The sequence below is a fragment of the Pseudomonas sp. Xaverov 259 genome (assembly GCF_019352915.1).
In the GTDB taxonomy this organism is placed as follows: Bacteria; Pseudomonadota; Gammaproteobacteria; order Pseudomonadales; family Pseudomonadaceae; genus Aquipseudomonas.
Genome location: NZ_JAAAFV010000023.1, coordinates 59942 through 75480, shown reverse-complemented (window position 1 = coordinate 75480; position 15539 = coordinate 59942). Strand labels below are relative to the sequence as shown.

19 protein-coding genes are annotated in these 15539 nt (G+C 60.8%); 9 read left to right on the top strand and 10 right to left on the bottom strand.

Translation table 11 applies throughout. From position 1 onward, the window contains the following. Nucleotides 1-66: 66 nt before the first annotated feature. A complete protein-coding gene (locus tag K0H48_RS07430) occupies nt 67-849 on the bottom strand; it encodes a 5-oxoprolinase subunit PxpA (RefSeq protein ID WP_219266985.1) in 783 nt (260 codons plus the stop codon). Nucleotides 850-1085: 236 nt separating this feature from the next. Here K0H48_RS07430 and K0H48_RS07425 point away from each other — a divergent pair, with 236 nt between their 5' ends. After that, on the top strand, nt 1086-2003 hold the full coding sequence (locus K0H48_RS07425) for a LysR family transcriptional regulator (RefSeq protein ID WP_017137886.1): 918 nt from the start codon (nt 1086-1088) through the stop codon (nt 2001-2003). On the opposite strand, the gene K0H48_RS07420 is transcribed toward K0H48_RS07425, so the two are convergent. Then, nucleotides 2000-2896, bottom strand: a complete 897-nt coding sequence (locus tag K0H48_RS07420; protein WP_219266984.1) for a LysR family transcriptional regulator — start codon at nt 2894-2896, stop codon at nt 2000-2002. The genes K0H48_RS07425 and K0H48_RS07420 overlap by 4 nt on opposite strands. Before the next feature lie 107 nt (nt 2897-3003). Between K0H48_RS07420 and K0H48_RS07415 the strand changes: the two genes are divergently transcribed. Next, entirely contained in the window at nt 3004-3762 is a 759-nt protein-coding gene (locus tag K0H48_RS07415; RefSeq protein WP_219266983.1) for an SDR family NAD(P)-dependent oxidoreductase, read from the top strand. A 50-nt stretch (nt 3763-3812) separates the two neighbouring features. Further along, complete coding sequence (locus K0H48_RS07410; RefSeq protein ID WP_219266982.1) at nt 3813-4718, top strand: LysR family transcriptional regulator; 906 nt, start codon at nt 3813-3815, stop codon at nt 4716-4718. On the opposite strand, the gene K0H48_RS07405 is transcribed toward K0H48_RS07410, so the two are convergent. Next, nucleotides 4705-5145, bottom strand: a complete 441-nt coding sequence (locus tag K0H48_RS07405) for a multidrug/biocide efflux PACE transporter (RefSeq protein WP_138814148.1) — start codon at nt 5143-5145, stop codon at nt 4705-4707. The two genes, K0H48_RS07410 and K0H48_RS07405, sit on opposite strands and share 14 nt — an antisense overlap. Before the next feature lie 88 nt (nt 5146-5233). Here K0H48_RS07405 and K0H48_RS07400 point away from each other — a divergent pair, with 88 nt between their 5' ends. Beyond that, on the top strand, nt 5234-6088 hold the full coding sequence (locus tag K0H48_RS07400) for a LysR family transcriptional regulator (RefSeq protein WP_138814147.1): 855 nt from the start codon (nt 5234-5236) through the stop codon (nt 6086-6088). Between the two features lie 54 nt (nt 6089-6142). Here the strand turns inward: K0H48_RS07400 and K0H48_RS07395 are convergent, their stop codons facing one another. Beyond that, entirely contained in the window at nt 6143-6985 is an 843-nt protein-coding gene (locus tag K0H48_RS07395; protein WP_219266981.1) for a LysR family transcriptional regulator, read from the bottom strand. 112 nt (nt 6986-7097) lie between these two features. Between K0H48_RS07395 and K0H48_RS07390 the strand changes: the two genes are divergently transcribed. After that, nucleotides 7098-7823, top strand: coding sequence for an SDR family oxidoreductase (locus tag K0H48_RS07390; RefSeq protein ID WP_219266980.1), 726 nt, complete (start codon nt 7098-7100; stop codon nt 7821-7823). Between the two features lie 128 nt (nt 7824-7951). On the opposite strand, the gene K0H48_RS07385 is transcribed toward K0H48_RS07390, so the two are convergent. Genes K0H48_RS07385 through K0H48_RS07370 form a run of 4 tightly spaced genes read right to left on the bottom strand, consistent with a single transcriptional unit; the run spans nt 7952 to nt 10486 of the window. After that, a complete protein-coding gene (locus tag K0H48_RS07385; protein WP_219266979.1) occupies nt 7952-9175 on the bottom strand; it encodes an RNA polymerase sigma factor in 1224 nt (407 codons plus the stop codon). Then, nucleotides 9172-9648 carry an SRPBCC family protein gene (locus K0H48_RS07380; protein WP_138814143.1) on the bottom strand — a complete coding sequence of 159 codons (477 nt, stop codon included), beginning with the start codon at nt 9646-9648 and terminating at the stop codon, nt 9172-9174. The genes K0H48_RS07385 and K0H48_RS07380 overlap by 4 nt, the downstream gene beginning before the upstream one ends. Before the next feature lie 31 nt (nt 9649-9679). After that, nucleotides 9680-10024, bottom strand: coding sequence for a YciI family protein (locus K0H48_RS07375; protein ID WP_219266978.1), 345 nt, complete (start codon nt 10022-10024; stop codon nt 9680-9682). A gap of 42 nt (nt 10025-10066) precedes the next feature. Continuing rightward, complete coding sequence (locus tag K0H48_RS07370; RefSeq protein ID WP_219266977.1) at nt 10067-10486, bottom strand: nuclear transport factor 2 family protein; 420 nt, start codon at nt 10484-10486, stop codon at nt 10067-10069. Nucleotides 10487-10633: 147 nt separating this feature from the next. Between K0H48_RS07370 and K0H48_RS07365 the strand changes: the two genes are divergently transcribed. The 3 genes from K0H48_RS07365 (at nt 10634) to K0H48_RS07355 (ending at nt 12081) form a co-directional block, all read left to right on the top strand. Then, nucleotides 10634-11125, top strand: coding sequence for an N-acetyltransferase (locus tag K0H48_RS07365; RefSeq protein WP_219266976.1), 492 nt, complete (start codon nt 10634-10636; stop codon nt 11123-11125). Nucleotides 11126-11193: 68 nt separating this feature from the next. Next, on the top strand, nt 11194-11448 hold the full coding sequence (locus tag K0H48_RS07360; protein WP_219266975.1) for a helix-turn-helix domain-containing protein: 255 nt from the start codon (nt 11194-11196) through the stop codon (nt 11446-11448). 27 nt (nt 11449-11475) lie between these two features. Then, nucleotides 11476-12081, top strand: coding sequence for a pyridoxamine 5'-phosphate oxidase family protein (locus tag K0H48_RS07355; protein ID WP_219266974.1), 606 nt, complete (start codon nt 11476-11478; stop codon nt 12079-12081). A 43-nt stretch (nt 12082-12124) separates the two neighbouring features. On the opposite strand, the gene K0H48_RS07350 is transcribed toward K0H48_RS07355, so the two are convergent. Further along, complete coding sequence (locus tag K0H48_RS07350) at nt 12125-12610, bottom strand: GyrI-like domain-containing protein (protein WP_219266973.1); 486 nt, start codon at nt 12608-12610, stop codon at nt 12125-12127. Between the two features lie 195 nt (nt 12611-12805). On the opposite strand from K0H48_RS07350, the gene alaC reads away from it, so the two are divergent. Next, nucleotides 12806-14005 carry an alanine transaminase gene (alaC, locus tag K0H48_RS07345; RefSeq protein WP_219266972.1) on the top strand — a complete coding sequence of 400 codons (1200 nt, stop codon included), beginning with the start codon at nt 12806-12808 and terminating at the stop codon, nt 14003-14005. Between the two features lie 124 nt (nt 14006-14129). Here alaC and K0H48_RS07340 read toward each other — a convergent pair whose 3' ends face one another. Continuing rightward, nucleotides 14130-15482 carry a GntP family permease gene (locus K0H48_RS07340; RefSeq protein WP_138814135.1) on the bottom strand — a complete coding sequence of 451 codons (1353 nt, stop codon included), beginning with the start codon at nt 15480-15482 and terminating at the stop codon, nt 14130-14132. Nucleotides 15483-15539 lie beyond the last annotated feature (57 nt).

Genomic DNA, 15539 nt, shown 5'->3' with positions numbered 1-15539 from the left:
GGGCAAGCCTGCTCGCCACAGAAAGCCCACCCATCAGGGCAAGTCTACTAACCACAGAAAGCCCACTCACCCAACATGCCCGTTCAACCCGGAGCGCTCGTTGGTCACCACAATGCCCGCTTGATCCAAGGCTTCGCGGGTGGCTTCCACCAACTCCAGCGCGCCAGGCGTGTCGCTGTGCAGGCAGATGGAATCGAATTCGATCTGCAGGTCTTCGCCTTCTACGGTTCGCACCCGGCCGGTCTGACACGCACGCAGCACACGCGCCGCAACGGTTGCAGGGTCCAAGGCGCGAACATTGCGAGTAAACACGATGGAGCCGCTCAGGTCGTACTCTCGGTCGGCGTAAAACTCGCGCACCACCGGTTGCCCCAACTCCTTGGCCACGCGCCAGATCACCGAGTTGGGCATGCAATACAGCAACAGCGTCGGCTCGATGATTTGCAGGTTCTGCACCAGCAGCCGCGCCGCTTCTTCGTCGCGGGCCAGGTGCATATAAAGTGCGCCGTGGGGCTTGATATGTTGCAAGACCAAACCCTGGGCACGCGCAATTTCGCGCAGGGCACCGAGTTGGTAGAGGATGTCGTCCACCAGTTCCTGGGCCGGCGCGTTGATGTGCCGACGGCCGAACCCCACCAAGTCACGAAAGCCCGGATGCGCACCAATGCCCACGCCCAGTTGCTTGGCGCGTTCGACCGTGCGGCGCATGGTGCCAGGGTCGCCGGCGTGGAAGCCGGTGGCGATATTGGCTGAGCTGATATAAGCCATCAGGTCAAAGTCGACGCCATCGCCGATGGTCCACGGGCCGAAGCCTTCGCCCATGTCCGAATTGAAATCCACTGCCTGCATCGAGGTCGCTCCGCCAAAAGGTGATGGCTGAAAGTAGGCCGGGGCTTGACCCCTTGGGAAGATCTATTATCAGATGGCCCATCTTCTGAAAAACAGATACCCAAAGATCGTTCCCCAAAGATCGTTCCCACGCTCCGCGTGGGAATGCAGCCCAGGACGCTCCGCGTCCCAAAACGTGACGCAGAGCGTCACAAGAGGCGTTACCACGCAGAGCGTGGGAACGATCGGAGAAAGCCATGTCCCTGACCTTGCGCCAAGTCCGCTACTTCGTCGCCACTGCCGAAATCGGCCAGATTTCCCAGGCGGCCATTCACCTGAACATCTCCCAGTCGGCGGTGACCACCGCCATCAAGGAGCTGGAGGCGATGCTTGGCGTGCAACTGTTCGTGCGCTCGGCCCAAGGCATGAACCTCACCGACGCCGGTCGGCACTTTCTCAACCGCGCCTATGTGATCGTGCGCAGCGTGGACGACGCCCTCAACAGCCCCCTGCCCGACTACCGTGCCAGCGGCGTATTGCGCGTAGCGGCCAGCTACACGGTGCTGGGTTACTTCCTGCCGCATCACTTGCAACGCATGCAACACTGGCACCCGGACGTGACCATCGACGTCTTTGAGCAGGAGCGCCAGGCCATCGAACACGGCCTGCTCGACGGCCAGTTCGACATGGCCGTGGTGCTCACCGCCAACCTGACTCACGCAGATATCGTCTCGGAAATCCTGTTCAACTCCGAACGCCGCCTGTGGCTGCCCAGCCATCACCCGTTGTGCGAACGCGGTGCCGTGAGTTTGGCGGATGTGGCGCAAGAGCCTTATATCCTGCTGACCGTCGACGAAGCCGAGCACAGTGCCATGCGCTACTGGGAACAGGCCGGGCAAACGCCCAACGTGCGGCTGCGCACCAGTTCGGTGGAGGCGGTGCGCAGCATGGTCGCTAATGGCAGCGGCGTGGCGATCCTGTCAGACCTGGTGCACCGTCCGTGGTCGCTGGAAGGCAAGCGCATCGAAACCCTGACCGTCACCGACCCGGTCACGCCCATGAGCGTTGGCCTGGCCTGGCACCGCGAACGTGCGTTTACCCCGGCGATGCAGGCGTTTCGTGATTACTTCCACGACGCCTTCCTGGCGCCGCAGCAGTTGTCGGCGCGGCGTTAAATACGCGCCTGCAAGGTAGCCGCCAGCCACTCCATAAACACTCGCACCCGCAACGGCAAATGCCGTTGGCCGGCGTAGAGCATCGACACGTCCAGGGGCGGTGCGAGGTAGTCCGCCAACACTGAAACCAATTCGCCACTGGCCAATAAATCGCGAATGCCGAGCAGCGGCACCTGGACAATCCCCAAACCGCCGAGACACGCCGCCTGGTAGGCATCGGTGCTGCTGACGGTCACGCGCCCGGCCATGGCCACGCGCTGCACCTTGTTGCCTTGCAGGTATTCAAACCCGGCCGAGCGCGCACCGAGCGGGCGCACGTAATGCACCAGTTGATGCTGCGCGAGGTCGGCAATGGTTTCGGGCACGCCATAACGTTGCAGGTAGGCGGGGCTTACACAGTTGACCATCGGCATGCTGCACACCTTGCGGGCAACCACGCTCTGATCGGGTTGCGCGCCCACGCGCACCACGCAATCAAAGCCTTCAGCAATCACGTCGACCTGGCGATCCGAACTGCTGATTTCCATCTCCACCAACGGGTGGCGCGCCATGAACGACGGCAGCTGCGGCATCACCAGGCCGCGCGCCATGGCGTTGGGCATATCCACCCGAATGCGCCCGGCCAATTGCGCTTCATCCTGGCGAAACAAGCCTTCGAGTTCTTCCATGTGCGCGAGCAAATCCTTGCTGCGTTCATACAGTACGCGGCCGTCCTGGGTGGCTTGCACAGTGCGCGTGGTGCGCTGCAACAGGCGCGCGCCCAGCAACGTTTCCAGCGCCTGCACATGCTCGGACACGGTGGAACGCGGCAGGCCCAGGCTCTCTCCGGCCTGGGTAAAACTCGACAGTTCGGTGACACGCACGAAGGTGCGCAGCAGCTCCAGTTTGTTCATGGGATTGTTCGCCTTATCCGGCCAGTGATTCCGATATCAGCCTGTTTATCACGTTATGGGCGTACAAATACACTCAGTCCCACTGATCACCCAATGAGGACTATCCCATGACTCGTAAAATCGCACTTATCACCGGCGCCAGCCGTGGCCTTGGCAAAAGCGCCGCTTTGCACCTTGCCGCACAAGGCGTGGATATCATCGGCACTTACCACAGCGCCGCAACCGAGGCCCAAGCAGTGGTGGCACAGGTTGAAGCGCTGGGCGGCCGCGCCGCCATGCTGCAACTGGATGTCAGCCAGAGCGGCAGCTTCGATGCTTTTGTCGGGCAAATCGCTACGGTGCTCAAGGACGTTTTCGCCCAGCAACATTTCAACTTTCTGATCAACAACGCGGGCATCGGCGCTCACGCAAGCTTTGCCGACACCACCGAAGAGCAGTTCGACAAGCTGGTGGCCATTCACTTCAAGGCGCCGTTTTTCCTCACCCAGAAACTGCTGCCGCTGATCAGCGATGGCGGGCGCATCATCAACATCTCCAGCGGCCTGGCGCGGTTCAGTCTGCCGGGCTACGCCGCCTATGCATCGATGAAAGGCGCCGTGGAAGTGCTGTCGCGTTATCAGGCCAAAGAACTCGGCCCGCGTGGCATCACCGTCAACACCCTGGCACCCGGTGCGATTGCCACCGATTTCAGCGGCGGCGCAGTGCGCGATAACCCGCAGCTGAATGCAATGGTCGCCGACAACACCGCCCTGGGCCGTGCCGGCTTGCCGGACGATATCGGCGGCGCGATTTCGATACTGCTGGCCGATGGCAGCAACTGGATCACCGGGCAGCGCATCGAAGCGTCGGGCGGCATGTTTCTGTAAGCATTCTGCGCTAGCATCAATGCCTTCAGATCACTGACGGGCAATCACCGATGAGTTTTGATCCAGGCTTGGCCGGCGGTATGGGCGTATTGGCCGCCGTGGTCGACAGCGGCAGCTTTGCCCGCGCCGCCAACAGCCTGGAGATGACGCCTTCGGGGGTCAGCCGGGCGATTTCCCGCCTGGAAAAACGCCTCGGTATTCGCCTGTTCGGCCGCACCACCCGCTCGGTGCAATTGACCGACGAGGGGCGACGTTTTTACCAGCAAATCGCCCCGCTGTTGGCCGGGCTGGAGGAAGCCGCCGATTCGGCGGCCGACAGCGCCCTCACCGTGCGTGGGCGTTTGCGGGTCAACATCGACCCGTATTTTTCGCGGCTGGTACTCGGTCCGGTGCTGGGCGACTTCATGCGCAGCTATCCGCAACTGCAATTGGATTTGCACACCCGCGACCAACTCGGTGACCTGGTGGCCGATGGCTTTGACTTGGCCATTCGCTTCGGCATCCCACAGTCCTCTTCGCTGATCGCACGCAAGCTGATGGAAGTGCGCGTGCTCACCGTGGCCTCCCCTGCCTACCTTGAGCAATACGGCCGACCCACAATTCCGCAAGACCTGGAAACCGGGCACATGTGCCTGGATTTTCGCGACTCGCAAACCGGTCGCCCGTTTGCCTGGGAGTTCCACCGGCCCGGTGAGCAAGTGATTGTGCGCACCAGTGGCCGCTTGGTGGTTAACGACGCCAGCACCTTGTACAGCGTGTGTGAACACGGGCATGCCGTGGCGCAGATGCTCGACCTCGGCCTGGATTCGGCGATCAAGGCCGGCAGCCTGGTGGAGCTGTTTCCCGACTGGCCGGACGAGCGTTTCCCGTTGTACGCCTATTACCCGTCGCGGCACTTGCCCGCCGCCAAGGTGCGGGCATTTCTGGCGTTTGTGGCCTCGCTCAAGCTTGGCTAGGCAGCCTTTGCTGTACGATTTTTTCCCGCAGCACGTCATACCCCCAGTGGTACACATAGGTGTACGGCAGGAAGAACAACAGCACGCCGATGTCGAGGATAAAGGCTTCCAACAGGCTGATCTTCATCAACGCGGCAATCAACGGCACCGCCAGGATGATCAGGCCGCCTTCGAACAACAGCGCATGCACCACGCGGGTCCAGCCGCCGTCGGTCCATTGCAGGCGGGCTTTGAGGCGGTCGAACAGGCTGTTGAAAATCACGTTCCAGCTCAGCGCCAACAGGCTGATGCCCAGAGTCACCGCACCCATTTCCAGGGCCGGCCGGCCGGTGATCCACACCAGCAACGGTGTACAGATCAATAAGGCCAGCCCTTCAAAACCAATGGCCTGGCAAACACGTTCAGTAATCGACTTGGTAGGGTTCATGACCCGGCTCCTTGAGTGACGATGGTTGCCATGATTACCCTTTGACTCGATACTTCATAACTAATAACCATCGATAAAGGCGATAGTCATGGCCTCCAATGAAGTGCTGCAGGCGTTTGTGCAAGCCGCTACCCAAGGCTCGTTTTCGGCGGCGGCGCGCAAGCTGGGTAAAAGCCAGTCCACCGTCAGCGCGGCCGTGGCGAGCCTGGAGATTGACCTGGACGTGGTGCTGTTTGATCGCAGCAGCCGTAAGCCGACACTCACGCCCGCCGGCCATGTCTTATTGCAGCGCGCCGAGCAGGTGCTGGAGGCCAGCAGCCGCCTGGAGCTGGCGGCGAGCCAGCTGTCACAGGGCCTTGAGCCCAAGCTGACCATCGCCATGTCCGATACTTACCAGTCCGACCGCTTTGAAGTCGCCCTCAAGGCCTTTGAACAGCGCCACCCCGACCTTGAGCTGGAATGCCTGATCGCCGAATGCGAAGACCTGATCGCCCTGGTGCAAAGCGGCCGGGCGCAGATTGCGTTTATCGAAAAACAAGACACTTACCCGCCCGACCTGACCGGCGCGCCGGTCGAAGAACGCACCGAAATTGCCCTGTTCGCGGCGCCCACGCATCCGTTGGCCAAGTTGAAGAACATCCCGGCGCAGACCTTGCAGCAACACCGCGAATTGCGCCTGGCCAGCATTATCAACCCGACTGAAACCCGCCCGAGCGGTCGGGTGTGGTCGGCGCCCAGTTACTTGATGCTGATGGAGATGGCACAGTTGGGGTTCGGCTGGGCACCGATTCCGCGCTGGTTGGTGGAGCGTTTTGGTGGCGACCACCTGGTCGAACTCAAGGCCCGCAGCTGGCCGCGCTCGGTGGCGGTAGATGCGCTGTGGTCAAGGCACCATCCGCCGGGGCCGGCGGGGAGTTGGTTGCTGGGCAAGATGTTGGAGTGATCCTGTCCAAACACTGAGGTCCACATTTGGACTGCGTTAAACACTAGGTTTGGGTCAGGCTGCTGATAGCTGCGGTGGGCGGTTGTTCTGGAAGTATTCGTGCAGGGCACGCAACGCGGGCAATTCCAACGCCTGCGCGGCGAAACATAAACCCACCCGCCGCGTCGGCGCCGGCAGGTGCCATTCGCGAATCACCACCCCAGCACGTTCAGCCGCCATCGACTGCGGCAACATCGCTACGCCCACACCCGCTGCCACCATGTGCAAAGCCTGGGTCAATGACCCGGCATGCCCGGCCACCGCTTGCGGCGAGCGGCCATAAAGCGCCATCAAGCGCTGATGGGAATCGTGCTGCGGACAGGTAATCCAGTCTTCAATTGGCGCCCACGCTTGCTCCTTGCCCGCGTGCGCCATGGGATGCTCGGCTGGCAAGGCCATCACGTAAGGCTCCTCCCACAACGGCAAAAACAACTCGTCCTCGCAGCACATTTCTTCCACTGCCAACCGCCCTTGGCCTGCGCAGCCTTCCTGCAAGGTCAACAGCAAGCCCGGCAGACCCTGGTGCGCCATGCGCAGGAAGGTTTCGATCTGGCTGTCGGCAATATCGCCCTCCACGCCCAGCTCCAGCGCAATGCGGTTTTCGCGCCCGCGAAACAGTCGGCTCAAGGCGTGCGCTTCGGCGACCATGCGCCGCGCCTGCGGGTACAGCACCCGCGCTTCGGCACTGACCTCCACGCCACGCGGCTGACGCACGAACAGCGCCACACCCAGCTCGTCTTCCAATTGCTTGATGGTCACCGACAAGGTCGGCTGGCTGATGAACAAACGCTGGGCAGCTGCGGTGATATTACGCTCCTCGAACACCGCCAGAAACGCCTTGAGGTGACGCACATCCATAGTTTTATCCGATGACAGACAGAGGAAAAAGGCATTTTTAAGCCTTGCCGGGGGTAAACATACTGCACCCACGCTTTACGTTATCGGTTTTTCTTATTCCAGGAGTGCATTTATGAGCAAGCCACTGATCATCATCACCGGCGCCAGTTCCGGTATCGGCGAAGCCACCGCGCGCCTGCTATCGGCCGCCGGTCACCCGCTGCTGCTGTTGGCGCGACGTATCGATCGTCTTAACGAGCTGGCCCTGCCGAACACCTTGAACCGAGGCGTGGACATCACCGACCGCGCCGCACTGGTCGCCGCCGTGAAGGAAGCCGAAGCCCAGTTCGGCCCGGCCGATGCACTGATCAACAACGCTGGCGTGATGTTGCTGGGTGCGGTCAGTGAACAAGACCCGGAACAATGGGAGCAGATGCTCGACGTCAACGTCAAAGGCCTGCTCAATGGCATTCACGCGGTGGCCGCCAGCATGGTCGCGCGCAAGGGCGGCACCATCATCAACGTCAGCTCGGTGGCTGGGCGCAAGACTTTCCCCAATCATGTGGCCTATGTAGGCACCAAGTTTGCCGTGCATGGGATTTCGGAGAACCTGCGCGAGGAATTGTCGCCGAGCAACGTGCGCGTGATTACGATTGCCCCGGGTGCGGTGGAGACTGAGTTGCTCAGCCATACCACGGATGAGGCGATCAAGAGCGGTTATCAGGCCTGGAAGCAGGACATGGGCGGCACGGTGTTGAGTCCTGATGATGTGGCTTCGGCGATTGCCTATGCGTACCAGCAGCCGCAGCATGTGTGCATTCGTGAAATCGTGTTGGCAGCGACCCGTCAGCAGCCTTAACGGAAATAGTGCAAACAACACTGTTCAATGTGGGAGCTGGCTTGCCTGCGATAGCGGTGGGTCAGCTTAAACATGTGTCAGCTGATAGACCGCCATCGCAGGCAAGCCAGCTCCCACCGTTTTGATTTTCATTGTGTGGAGATTTTGAGTTCGGCCAGGCGCCGCTCTATAAAGCGTTTTTCTGGGGTTTGCTGGGTGAGTGAGAGGGCTTTTTCGTAGGCTGCCCGCGCCTCTTCAACCCGCCCCAACTGCCGGCAAAACTCCCCGCGTGCCGAATGCGCCAGGTGGTAATCCAGCAACTCCCCGCGCTGCAGTATGCCCTCCACCAACTGCAACCCCGCCAACGGCCCCTGCCCCATCGCCACCGCCACCGCGCGGTTCAGCTCGATCACCGGCGACGGTACTTCGCGCAGCAACACATCGTAAAGCCCGACAATCTGCAGCCAGTCCGTGCCCTCAGCCTGGGTCGCTTCGGCATGCACCGCCGCGATCGCCGCCTGCAGGCAATACGGGCCAAACCGCCGTGTACTCAATGCCTGCTCCACCAGTGCACAGCCTTCAGCAATCAAGGACGCGTCCCACAATGCGCGGTTCTGTTCATGCAATAACACCAACTCACCCTCGGCCGAGGTGCGCGTTGCTCGGCGCGATTCATGCAGCAGCATCAGCGCCAGCAAGCCCATCACCTCCGGCTCTGGCAGCAACTCCAGCAGCAAACGCCCCAAACGAATGGCTTCGCGGGTCAGGTCTTCGCGAGTGAGGTCGGCGCCCATGGACGCCGAATAGCCCTCGTTGAACACCAGGTAAATCACGCGCAACACGCTGTCCAGACGCTCGGGCAACTGGTCCAGGGTTGGCACTTGGTAGGGGATTTTCGCTTCGCGGATCTTGCCCTTGGCGCGCACGATGCGCTGGGCAATGGTGGTGGGCGTGGCCAGAAAGGCGCGGGCGATTTCTTCTGTGGTGAGGTCGCAGATCTCACGCAAGGTCAGCGCCGCCTGGGCATCGGGCGCCAACGCCGGGTGGCAGCAGGTGAAGATCAGGCGCAGGCGGTCGTCTTGCACGTCTTCCTCACTCCAGTCAGCCGCCTCCAGCGCGTCGGCCTGCTCCTGTAATAACGGGGTGAACCGTGCCTGACGGCGCAGGCGGTCGATGGCTTTGAAGCGGCCGGTGGAGACCAGCCAGGCCCTTGGATTGGCCGGCACGCCGTCTTGCGGCCAGCGCTGCACGGCAATAAAAAACGCTTCGTGCAGCGCCTCTTCAGCCAAGTCGAAATCACCCAGCAAGCGAATCAGCGTCGCCAGTACGCGGCGTGATTCGCTGCGGTAAATCGCCTCGACCTGCGGGGTCAATCGGGCATGCCCTGGGTCACCAGCGTCACCAGACGGTCGAGGCTCTGGCCCCAGCCATCATGAAAACCCATGGCTTCGTGGGCCTGCTTGTCGGCTTCGCTCCAATGCATGGCGCGGGCGGTGTATTGGGTCTTGCCGTCGACCTCTTCGAAAGTCACTTCGGCGGTCATGAACGGCTTGCCCGACGGGATCCAGCCCGGCGCATAAGCATCGGTAAACACCAGCCGGCTCGGGGCCTCGATTTCCAGGAACACGCCAGAGGTCGGGTACTCGGCGCCATCCGGCGCGCGCATCAAGGTGCGAAACAGGCCACCTACCCACAGGTTCATTTCACACTCCGGCGTGGTCATGCCGTGTGGCCCCCACCATTGCTGCAACAGCTCGGGCGTGGTCCAGGCGCGAAACACCTTGCTTGGCGGTGCGTCGATCAAACGGCTGATGGACAGTTCAAATTCAGCGGGTTGGGTATTCATGGGTAAACCTCCTGTCTTGTGGTTGTTGTGTTCAGAGATTCAATGCACGCACGGGGCGCACTTCCACACTGCCGACCCGCGCCGCCGGTATGCCGCCAGCCAACTGGATCGCGTCGTTCAAGTCCTTGGCCTCGATCAGGTAAAACCCGGCGAGCTGCTCCTTGGTTTCGGCGAACGGCCCGTCGGTGATCGACAGCTTGCCATTGCGCATGCGCACGGTGGTGGCGGTGCTCACCGACTCCAACGGCTCGGCGGCGAGCATGCGGCCGCTGGCCTGGATGGCCTCGGCGTAGGCAAAACACTCCGGGTCCGCCGGGCTGTCGGGCGAGGTGTGCAACAGCTCTTCGTTGCTGTAGATCAGGCAGAGGTATTTCATGGTGCTCTCCGTTTTCGGACTACTGACTATAGTTCGTGGCAGTCAAGGTTTCAGGTCGAACAGTGCCGTGCCGCTTTCCATGTCGAAAGGCGCCGACCAGTGCTCATGCACCACCTTCCACTGCCCGTTGATACGCTGGTAGCCGGCGGTCACGCGCATCCAGCACGCCTTCACCACGCCATCCGGCCCAGCGCCGCCGCAGTGCGCCAGCCAGTGGGCAAACGCGCTGTCGGGCGCCTCGACGATATGCAGCTCATGAAACTCGAAAATACCCGGGCCGGGGCAATGCTTCATGCATTCGTCCCAATGGGCGCGGTAAGCGGCCTTGCCCTTGAATTGCAGCGCAGTGACGGCATCGAACGAGACGATATCGTCGGCGTAATAGCTGACAATTTTGTCGATATCACGGGCCAGTACGGCTTGTTTCCATTGCTCGATCAGGGTGTTGATTGCAGTGCTCATGGCGATACTCCTGGGGGTTGGAAATCACAAAGGACACCCTTGGTCGAATGGCGTTTGAGCAAATCGACACACCGTTGAAAAATAATTTCGCCTACGCCAAACCCGCTAGAATCCACGCCTCTTTGTAGGATTTCGGATGCGCCCCCGATGGAAACCCGCCTCGTCGCCTATGAGACGCTGAGCCTTGTGCAAAAACAGCACCTCGACACTCTGCAAGTACACCCCGAGCAACTGGCGTATTCCGGCGATATCTACTGCGCGCTCAACAGCCTGCTGGTCAACCCCAAGCCCGGCGCAATCAAAGGCTTTGCGCTACTGGCCGACGAAATGCCCGTGGCCTTCCTGCTGCTCAAACGCCCGCCCTGCCTGCCCCATTGGGCCGATGAACACAGCGCCACGCTGCACGCGTTGCAGGTGGACCGGCATCAGCAAGGGCGCGGGTTTGGCAAAGCGTGTTTGCAGGCACTGCCGGCCGTGGCATTGCAGGCGTGGCCGCAGATCAAGGCGCTGGAGTTGTCGGTGGACGCGGACAATGCGGCGGCGATGGGGTTGTATCTGGCGGCTGGGTGGGTGGACAGCGGGGAGGCGTATAAGGGCCGGGTTGGGTATGAGCGTAGGTTGAGCTTGGTATTTACCTAATGGGTGTTGACACCCATCCGATGTAACACAAACATGACATCACAAAGATAATGTAATGGTAACGCGACATGGATGCTTCGCTCATCACGCAAAGACTCGCCAAGCAAATTCGGGCGAAGCGTCTCAGCAAAGGCTACAAACAATCAGATTTGGCCACATTAGCGGGCGTAACACGCCAAAAACTCATCGAGATCGAGCAAGGCAGTATGTCCGTATCAATGGGTGCCTACACACGCGTGATAGGAGCCCTGAGCAGCGAAATGGAACTGGTAGCAGCGCGCCTTCCAACGCTTGATGGACTCCCAGATATTTTCAAAGATTAAGCTCTGTGTCTTTCGCAAAGGTGATCCATGCTGACAACCCTCGAACAACTCGAAACCCTCTACGGCCTGCCCCACGAACGGGCGGTGCGCAAGGAGATCGCGTTTCTCAACGAGGATTACCAGGCCATGGTGCGGGCCTCGCCCTTGGTGGTGGTGAGCTCATCCGGGCCGGAGGGCATTGATGGCTCGCCGCGCGGTGATGTGCCGGGGTTTGTGCGGATTGTGGATGAACGCACCTTGGCGATCCCGGACCGGCCGGGCAATAACCGGCTCGATACCCTGCGCAATCTGGTGCAAGACCCACGGATTGCCTTGCTGTTCATCATTCCGGGGGTTGGCGAGACGTTGCGCGTGAACGGCCGCGCGCAGATTTGCGTCGAGCCCGAGCTGCTGGAGAGTTTTGCGGTGAATGGCAAACCGGCGCGTTCGGTGATTCTGGTGCAGGTGGAGTCGGCGTATTTCCATTGCTCCAAAGCCTTTGTGCGCTCGGATTGCTGGAACCCCGAAAAACATTTGGACCGCTCGGCACTGCCGTCGGCCGGTGCGTTTCACAAGCGGCTCAATGCTGGGCAGTTTGATGCCGAGGCCTATGACCGAGAGATGCCGGAACGGGTCAAAAACACGCTGTATTGATACCTCTGGCGGCGCCGTCTTGTCGGCGCCGCCAGCACCGCCGTCAGCCCTTTTCGCCAACCGGCAGCCAGATCTCCACCGTCCCCGTGCCCTTGCGCGCGTCGAAATCGGCGCTGTAGCGCTCGAAATCCGCGCCCATCACCTTGTAGCCCGAATGCGGCAACCACTCGAACATGATGCGCTCGTAGGTTTGCTCAAGTGCCTGTACCGGCCCGTAATGCGGGAACACGGCGTAGTTGAGCGGCGCAATTTCGATGAATTCAAAGTTGCCCGGCACGTCGCTTTTAGTCGGGACTTCCACCCCGGCCATGTAGTCGAATTCGCCATGGTGGGGGTTGTGGCACACACCATAGGTCACGCCCCCGACGCGCTTTTTGATGTCTTTGACGCAGGTGTCGAACAACTCCCACAGCTTTGGGATATCACCCACTGTGGCCTTTGAATAACGCCCTTGGACGCCTGCGATTACCAGGGCTTTACCGGCTTCCATGCGTGGCTCTAACGGTTGTTTTTTTGTCTGCTGATCCATACGAACAGTCTCCTTCTTATGAGGGAACAAACCCGCATCGAGTATAGGGGCATATCCACGCTGTACTCCAAGTAGAAATTTTTCCTACGCATCTGGACAACTGGCCATCATCGACCGTATTGTCTGCCCCGCAGGCCACCGCAGTGGCCGACGTCGCTCGGACGGTTCCGGGCGCTTACGTACCTCGAGGCAACAATGGCAGACCAAGGTTCGCCGCGCCGCTTTGCGCGCATAGATCGACTCCCCCCTTACGTTTTTAATATCACTGCCGAGCTGAAGATGGCTGCGCGTCGGCGCGGCGAAGACATCATCGACTTGAGCATGGGTAACCCTGACGGCGCCACGCCTCCACACATCGTGGAAAAAATGGTCACCGTCGCCCAGCGTGAAGACACCCATGGTTACTCCACCTCCAAAGGCATTCCGCGTCTGCGCCGGGCCATTTCGCGCTGGTACAAAGACCGCTATGCAGTGGATATTGACCCGGAATCCGAAGCCATCGTGACCATCGGTTCCAAGGAAGGCCTGGCGCACTTGATGCTGGCCACCCTGGACCAGGGCGACACCGTGCTGGTGCCCAACCCGAGCTACCCGATTCACATCTACGGTGCCGTGATTGCCGGCGCCCAGGTGCGTTCGGTGCCGCTGGTGCCGGGCGTGGACTTCTTCGCCGAGCTGGAACGGGCGATTCGTGGCTCGATCCCCAAGCCGAAAATGATGATCCTCGGCTTCCCGTCCAACCCCACCGCGCAGTGCGTGGAACTGGACTTCTTCGAACGCGTGATCGCCCTGGCCAAGCAGTACGACGTGCTTGTTGTCCACGACCTGGCCTACGCCGATATCGTCTACGACGGCTGGAAAGCCCCCTCGATCATGCAAGTGCCAGGCGCCAAGGACATTGCGGTGGAGTTTTTCACCCTGTCCAAGAGCTACAACATGGCTGGCTGGCGCATCGGCTTTATGGTCGGTAACCCGGAACTGGTCAACGCCCTGGCGCGGATCAAGAGTTACCACGACTACGGCACCTTCACCCCGCTGCAAGTGGCAGCGATTGCGGCGCTGGAAGGCGATCAGCAGTGCGTGAAGGACATTGCCGAGCAGTATCGCCAGCGCCGTAACGTGCTGGTCAAAGGCCTGCATGAGCTGGGCTGGATGGTGGAAAATCCCAAGGCGTCGATGTACGTCTGGGCGAAAATTCCCGAGCAGTATGCCGCCATGGGTTCGCTGGAATTTGCCAAGAAACTGCTGCTGGAGGCGAAGGTGTGTGTGTCGCCGGGGATTGGCTTTGGTGAGTATGGGGATGATCATGTGCGCTTTGCGCTGATCGAGAACCAGGACCGGATTCGCCAGGCGGTACGCGGGATTCGCGGGATGTTCCGGGCGGATAAAGCCTGATCCAATGATCGTTCCCACGCTCCGCGTGGGAATGCAGCACGGGACGCTCTGCGTCCCCAAGCGTGACGCAGAGCGTCACAAGAGGCATTCCCACGCAGAGCGTGGGAACGATCATTGTGTGGTGTTACACCACCAACGACAGCAGCATGATAAAGATCAGTGCCACCACCGACAGAATGGTCTCCATCGCCGTCCAGGTCTTGAACGTCTCGACCACGGTCATATTGAAGTACTGCTTCACCAGCCAGAACCCCGCATCGTTGACGTGAGACAACACCAACGAACCCGCCCCCGTCGCCAACACCAGCAGCTCACGGTTCACGCCTGGAATCATGCCCACCACCGGCACCACAATGCCTGCGCCGGTAATGGTCGCGACCGTCGCGGAGCCTGTGGCCACACGAATCACTGCCGCCACCAGCCACGCCAGCAGAATCGGGTTGATCTGCGCGTTCACCGCCATATGGCCGATCACGTCGCCCACGCCGCTGGTGACCAGCATCTGCTTGAAACCACCACCGGCGCCGATGATCAGGATGATCGCAGCGGTCGGCGCAAGGCTGGCGTCGAGCAGCTTGAGGATTTGCTTGGAATGAATGCCCTGGCGATGGCCAAAGGTGTACAGCGACAGCAGCAACGCCAGCAGCAGCGCGGTGATCGGGTGACCGATCATGTCCATCCAGTTGCGGATGGCGTGGCCGTCCGGCAGCGCGACGTCTGCGAAGGTCTTGAGCAGCATCAGGAACACCGGCAGCAGCACGGTGATCAGGGTGATGCTGAAGCTCGGCAGGCTTTTGGACTCCGGCTCGCGGGCCAGTTGATCGACCAGTTCCTGGGACGGGTTGCCCGGAATGTATTTGGCGATAAACGTACCGAAGATCGGCCCGGCAATAATGGCGGTCGGCAGTGCGACGATCAGGCCGTACAGGATGGTTTTGCCAATATCGGCACCAAACACGCCGATGGCCAGCAGCGGGCCAGGGTGTGGTGGCACCAGGCCGTGTACCGCCGACAAGCCGGCGAGCAGCGGGATGCCGATCTTGATCAGCGACACGCCGGTGCGGCGCGCGACGATGAACACCAGCGGGATCAGCAGCACAAAGCCGATCTCGAAGAACAGCGGGATGCCCACCAGGAACGCGGCGAACATCATGGCCCACTGGACTTTTTCTTTGCCGAAGGCGCGGATCAGCGTTTGCGCGATCTGATCGGCACCGCCGGATTCGGCCATCATTTTGCCGAGCATCGTGCCCAGCGCGAGGATGATGCCGACAAAACCGAGCACGCCGCCAAAACCGTCCTGGAACGCCTTGATGATCTTGTCCACGGGCATGCCCGAGGTCAGGCCGAGGAAGCCGGCCGCGATGATCAGTGCAATGAACGGGTGCACCTTGAACTTGGTGATCAGAACGATCAACCCGATGATTGTGACCACTGCATCTAGCAGCAGGTAGGACTCGTGGGACATGCCAAACATGGGGGGTCTCTCCTGTTTGTTGTTGTTATTAAAGCGGGTATTGAATCTTTCGCCGGG

Excerpts from the sequence above, each read along its gene's own strand:
- K0H48_RS07425 (WP_017137886.1), top strand. The coding sequence starts at position 1,086 with ATGTCCCTGACCTTGCGCCAAGTCCGCTACTTCGTCGCCACTGCCGAA.
- K0H48_RS07375 (WP_219266978.1), bottom strand. The coding sequence starts at position 10,024 with ATGAAATACCTCTGCCTGATCTACAGCAACGAAGAGCTGTTGCACACC.
- K0H48_RS07340 (WP_138814135.1), bottom strand. The coding sequence starts at position 15,482 with ATGTTTGGCATGTCCCACGAGTCCTACCTGCTGCTAGATGCAGTGGTC.
- K0H48_RS07415 (WP_219266983.1), top strand. The coding sequence starts at position 3,004 with ATGACTCGTAAAATCGCACTTATCACCGGCGCCAGCCGTGGCCTTGGC.
- K0H48_RS07430 (WP_219266985.1), bottom strand. The coding sequence starts at position 849 with ATGCAGGCAGTGGATTTCAATTCGGACATGGGCGAAGGCTTCGGCCCG.
- K0H48_RS07350 (WP_219266973.1), bottom strand. The coding sequence starts at position 12,610 with ATGGATCAGCAGACAAAAAAACAACCGTTAGAGCCACGCATGGAAGCC.
- K0H48_RS07355 (WP_219266974.1), top strand. The coding sequence starts at position 11,476 with ATGCTGACAACCCTCGAACAACTCGAAACCCTCTACGGCCTGCCCCAC.
- K0H48_RS07420 (WP_219266984.1), bottom strand. The coding sequence starts at position 2,896 with ATGAACAAACTGGAGCTGCTGCGCACCTTCGTGCGTGTCACCGAACTG.
- K0H48_RS07390 (WP_219266980.1), top strand. The coding sequence starts at position 7,098 with ATGAGCAAGCCACTGATCATCATCACCGGCGCCAGTTCCGGTATCGGC.
- K0H48_RS07365 (WP_219266976.1), top strand. The coding sequence starts at position 10,634 with ATGGAAACCCGCCTCGTCGCCTATGAGACGCTGAGCCTTGTGCAAAAA.
- K0H48_RS07400 (WP_138814147.1), top strand. The coding sequence starts at position 5,234 with ATGGCCTCCAATGAAGTGCTGCAGGCGTTTGTGCAAGCCGCTACCCAA.
- K0H48_RS07410 (WP_219266982.1), top strand. The coding sequence starts at position 3,813 with ATGAGTTTTGATCCAGGCTTGGCCGGCGGTATGGGCGTATTGGCCGCC.
- K0H48_RS07360 (WP_219266975.1), top strand. The coding sequence starts at position 11,194 with ATGGATGCTTCGCTCATCACGCAAAGACTCGCCAAGCAAATTCGGGCG.
- K0H48_RS07380 (WP_138814143.1), bottom strand. The coding sequence starts at position 9,648 with ATGAATACCCAACCCGCTGAATTTGAACTGTCCATCAGCCGTTTGATC.
- K0H48_RS07395 (WP_219266981.1), bottom strand. The coding sequence starts at position 6,985 with ATGGATGTGCGTCACCTCAAGGCGTTTCTGGCGGTGTTCGAGGAGCGT.
- K0H48_RS07370 (WP_219266977.1), bottom strand. The coding sequence starts at position 10,486 with ATGAGCACTGCAATCAACACCCTGATCGAGCAATGGAAACAAGCCGTA.
- alaC (WP_219266972.1), top strand. The coding sequence starts at position 12,806 with ATGGCAGACCAAGGTTCGCCGCGCCGCTTTGCGCGCATAGATCGACTC.
- K0H48_RS07405 (WP_138814148.1), bottom strand. The coding sequence starts at position 5,145 with ATGAACCCTACCAAGTCGATTACTGAACGTGTTTGCCAGGCCATTGGT.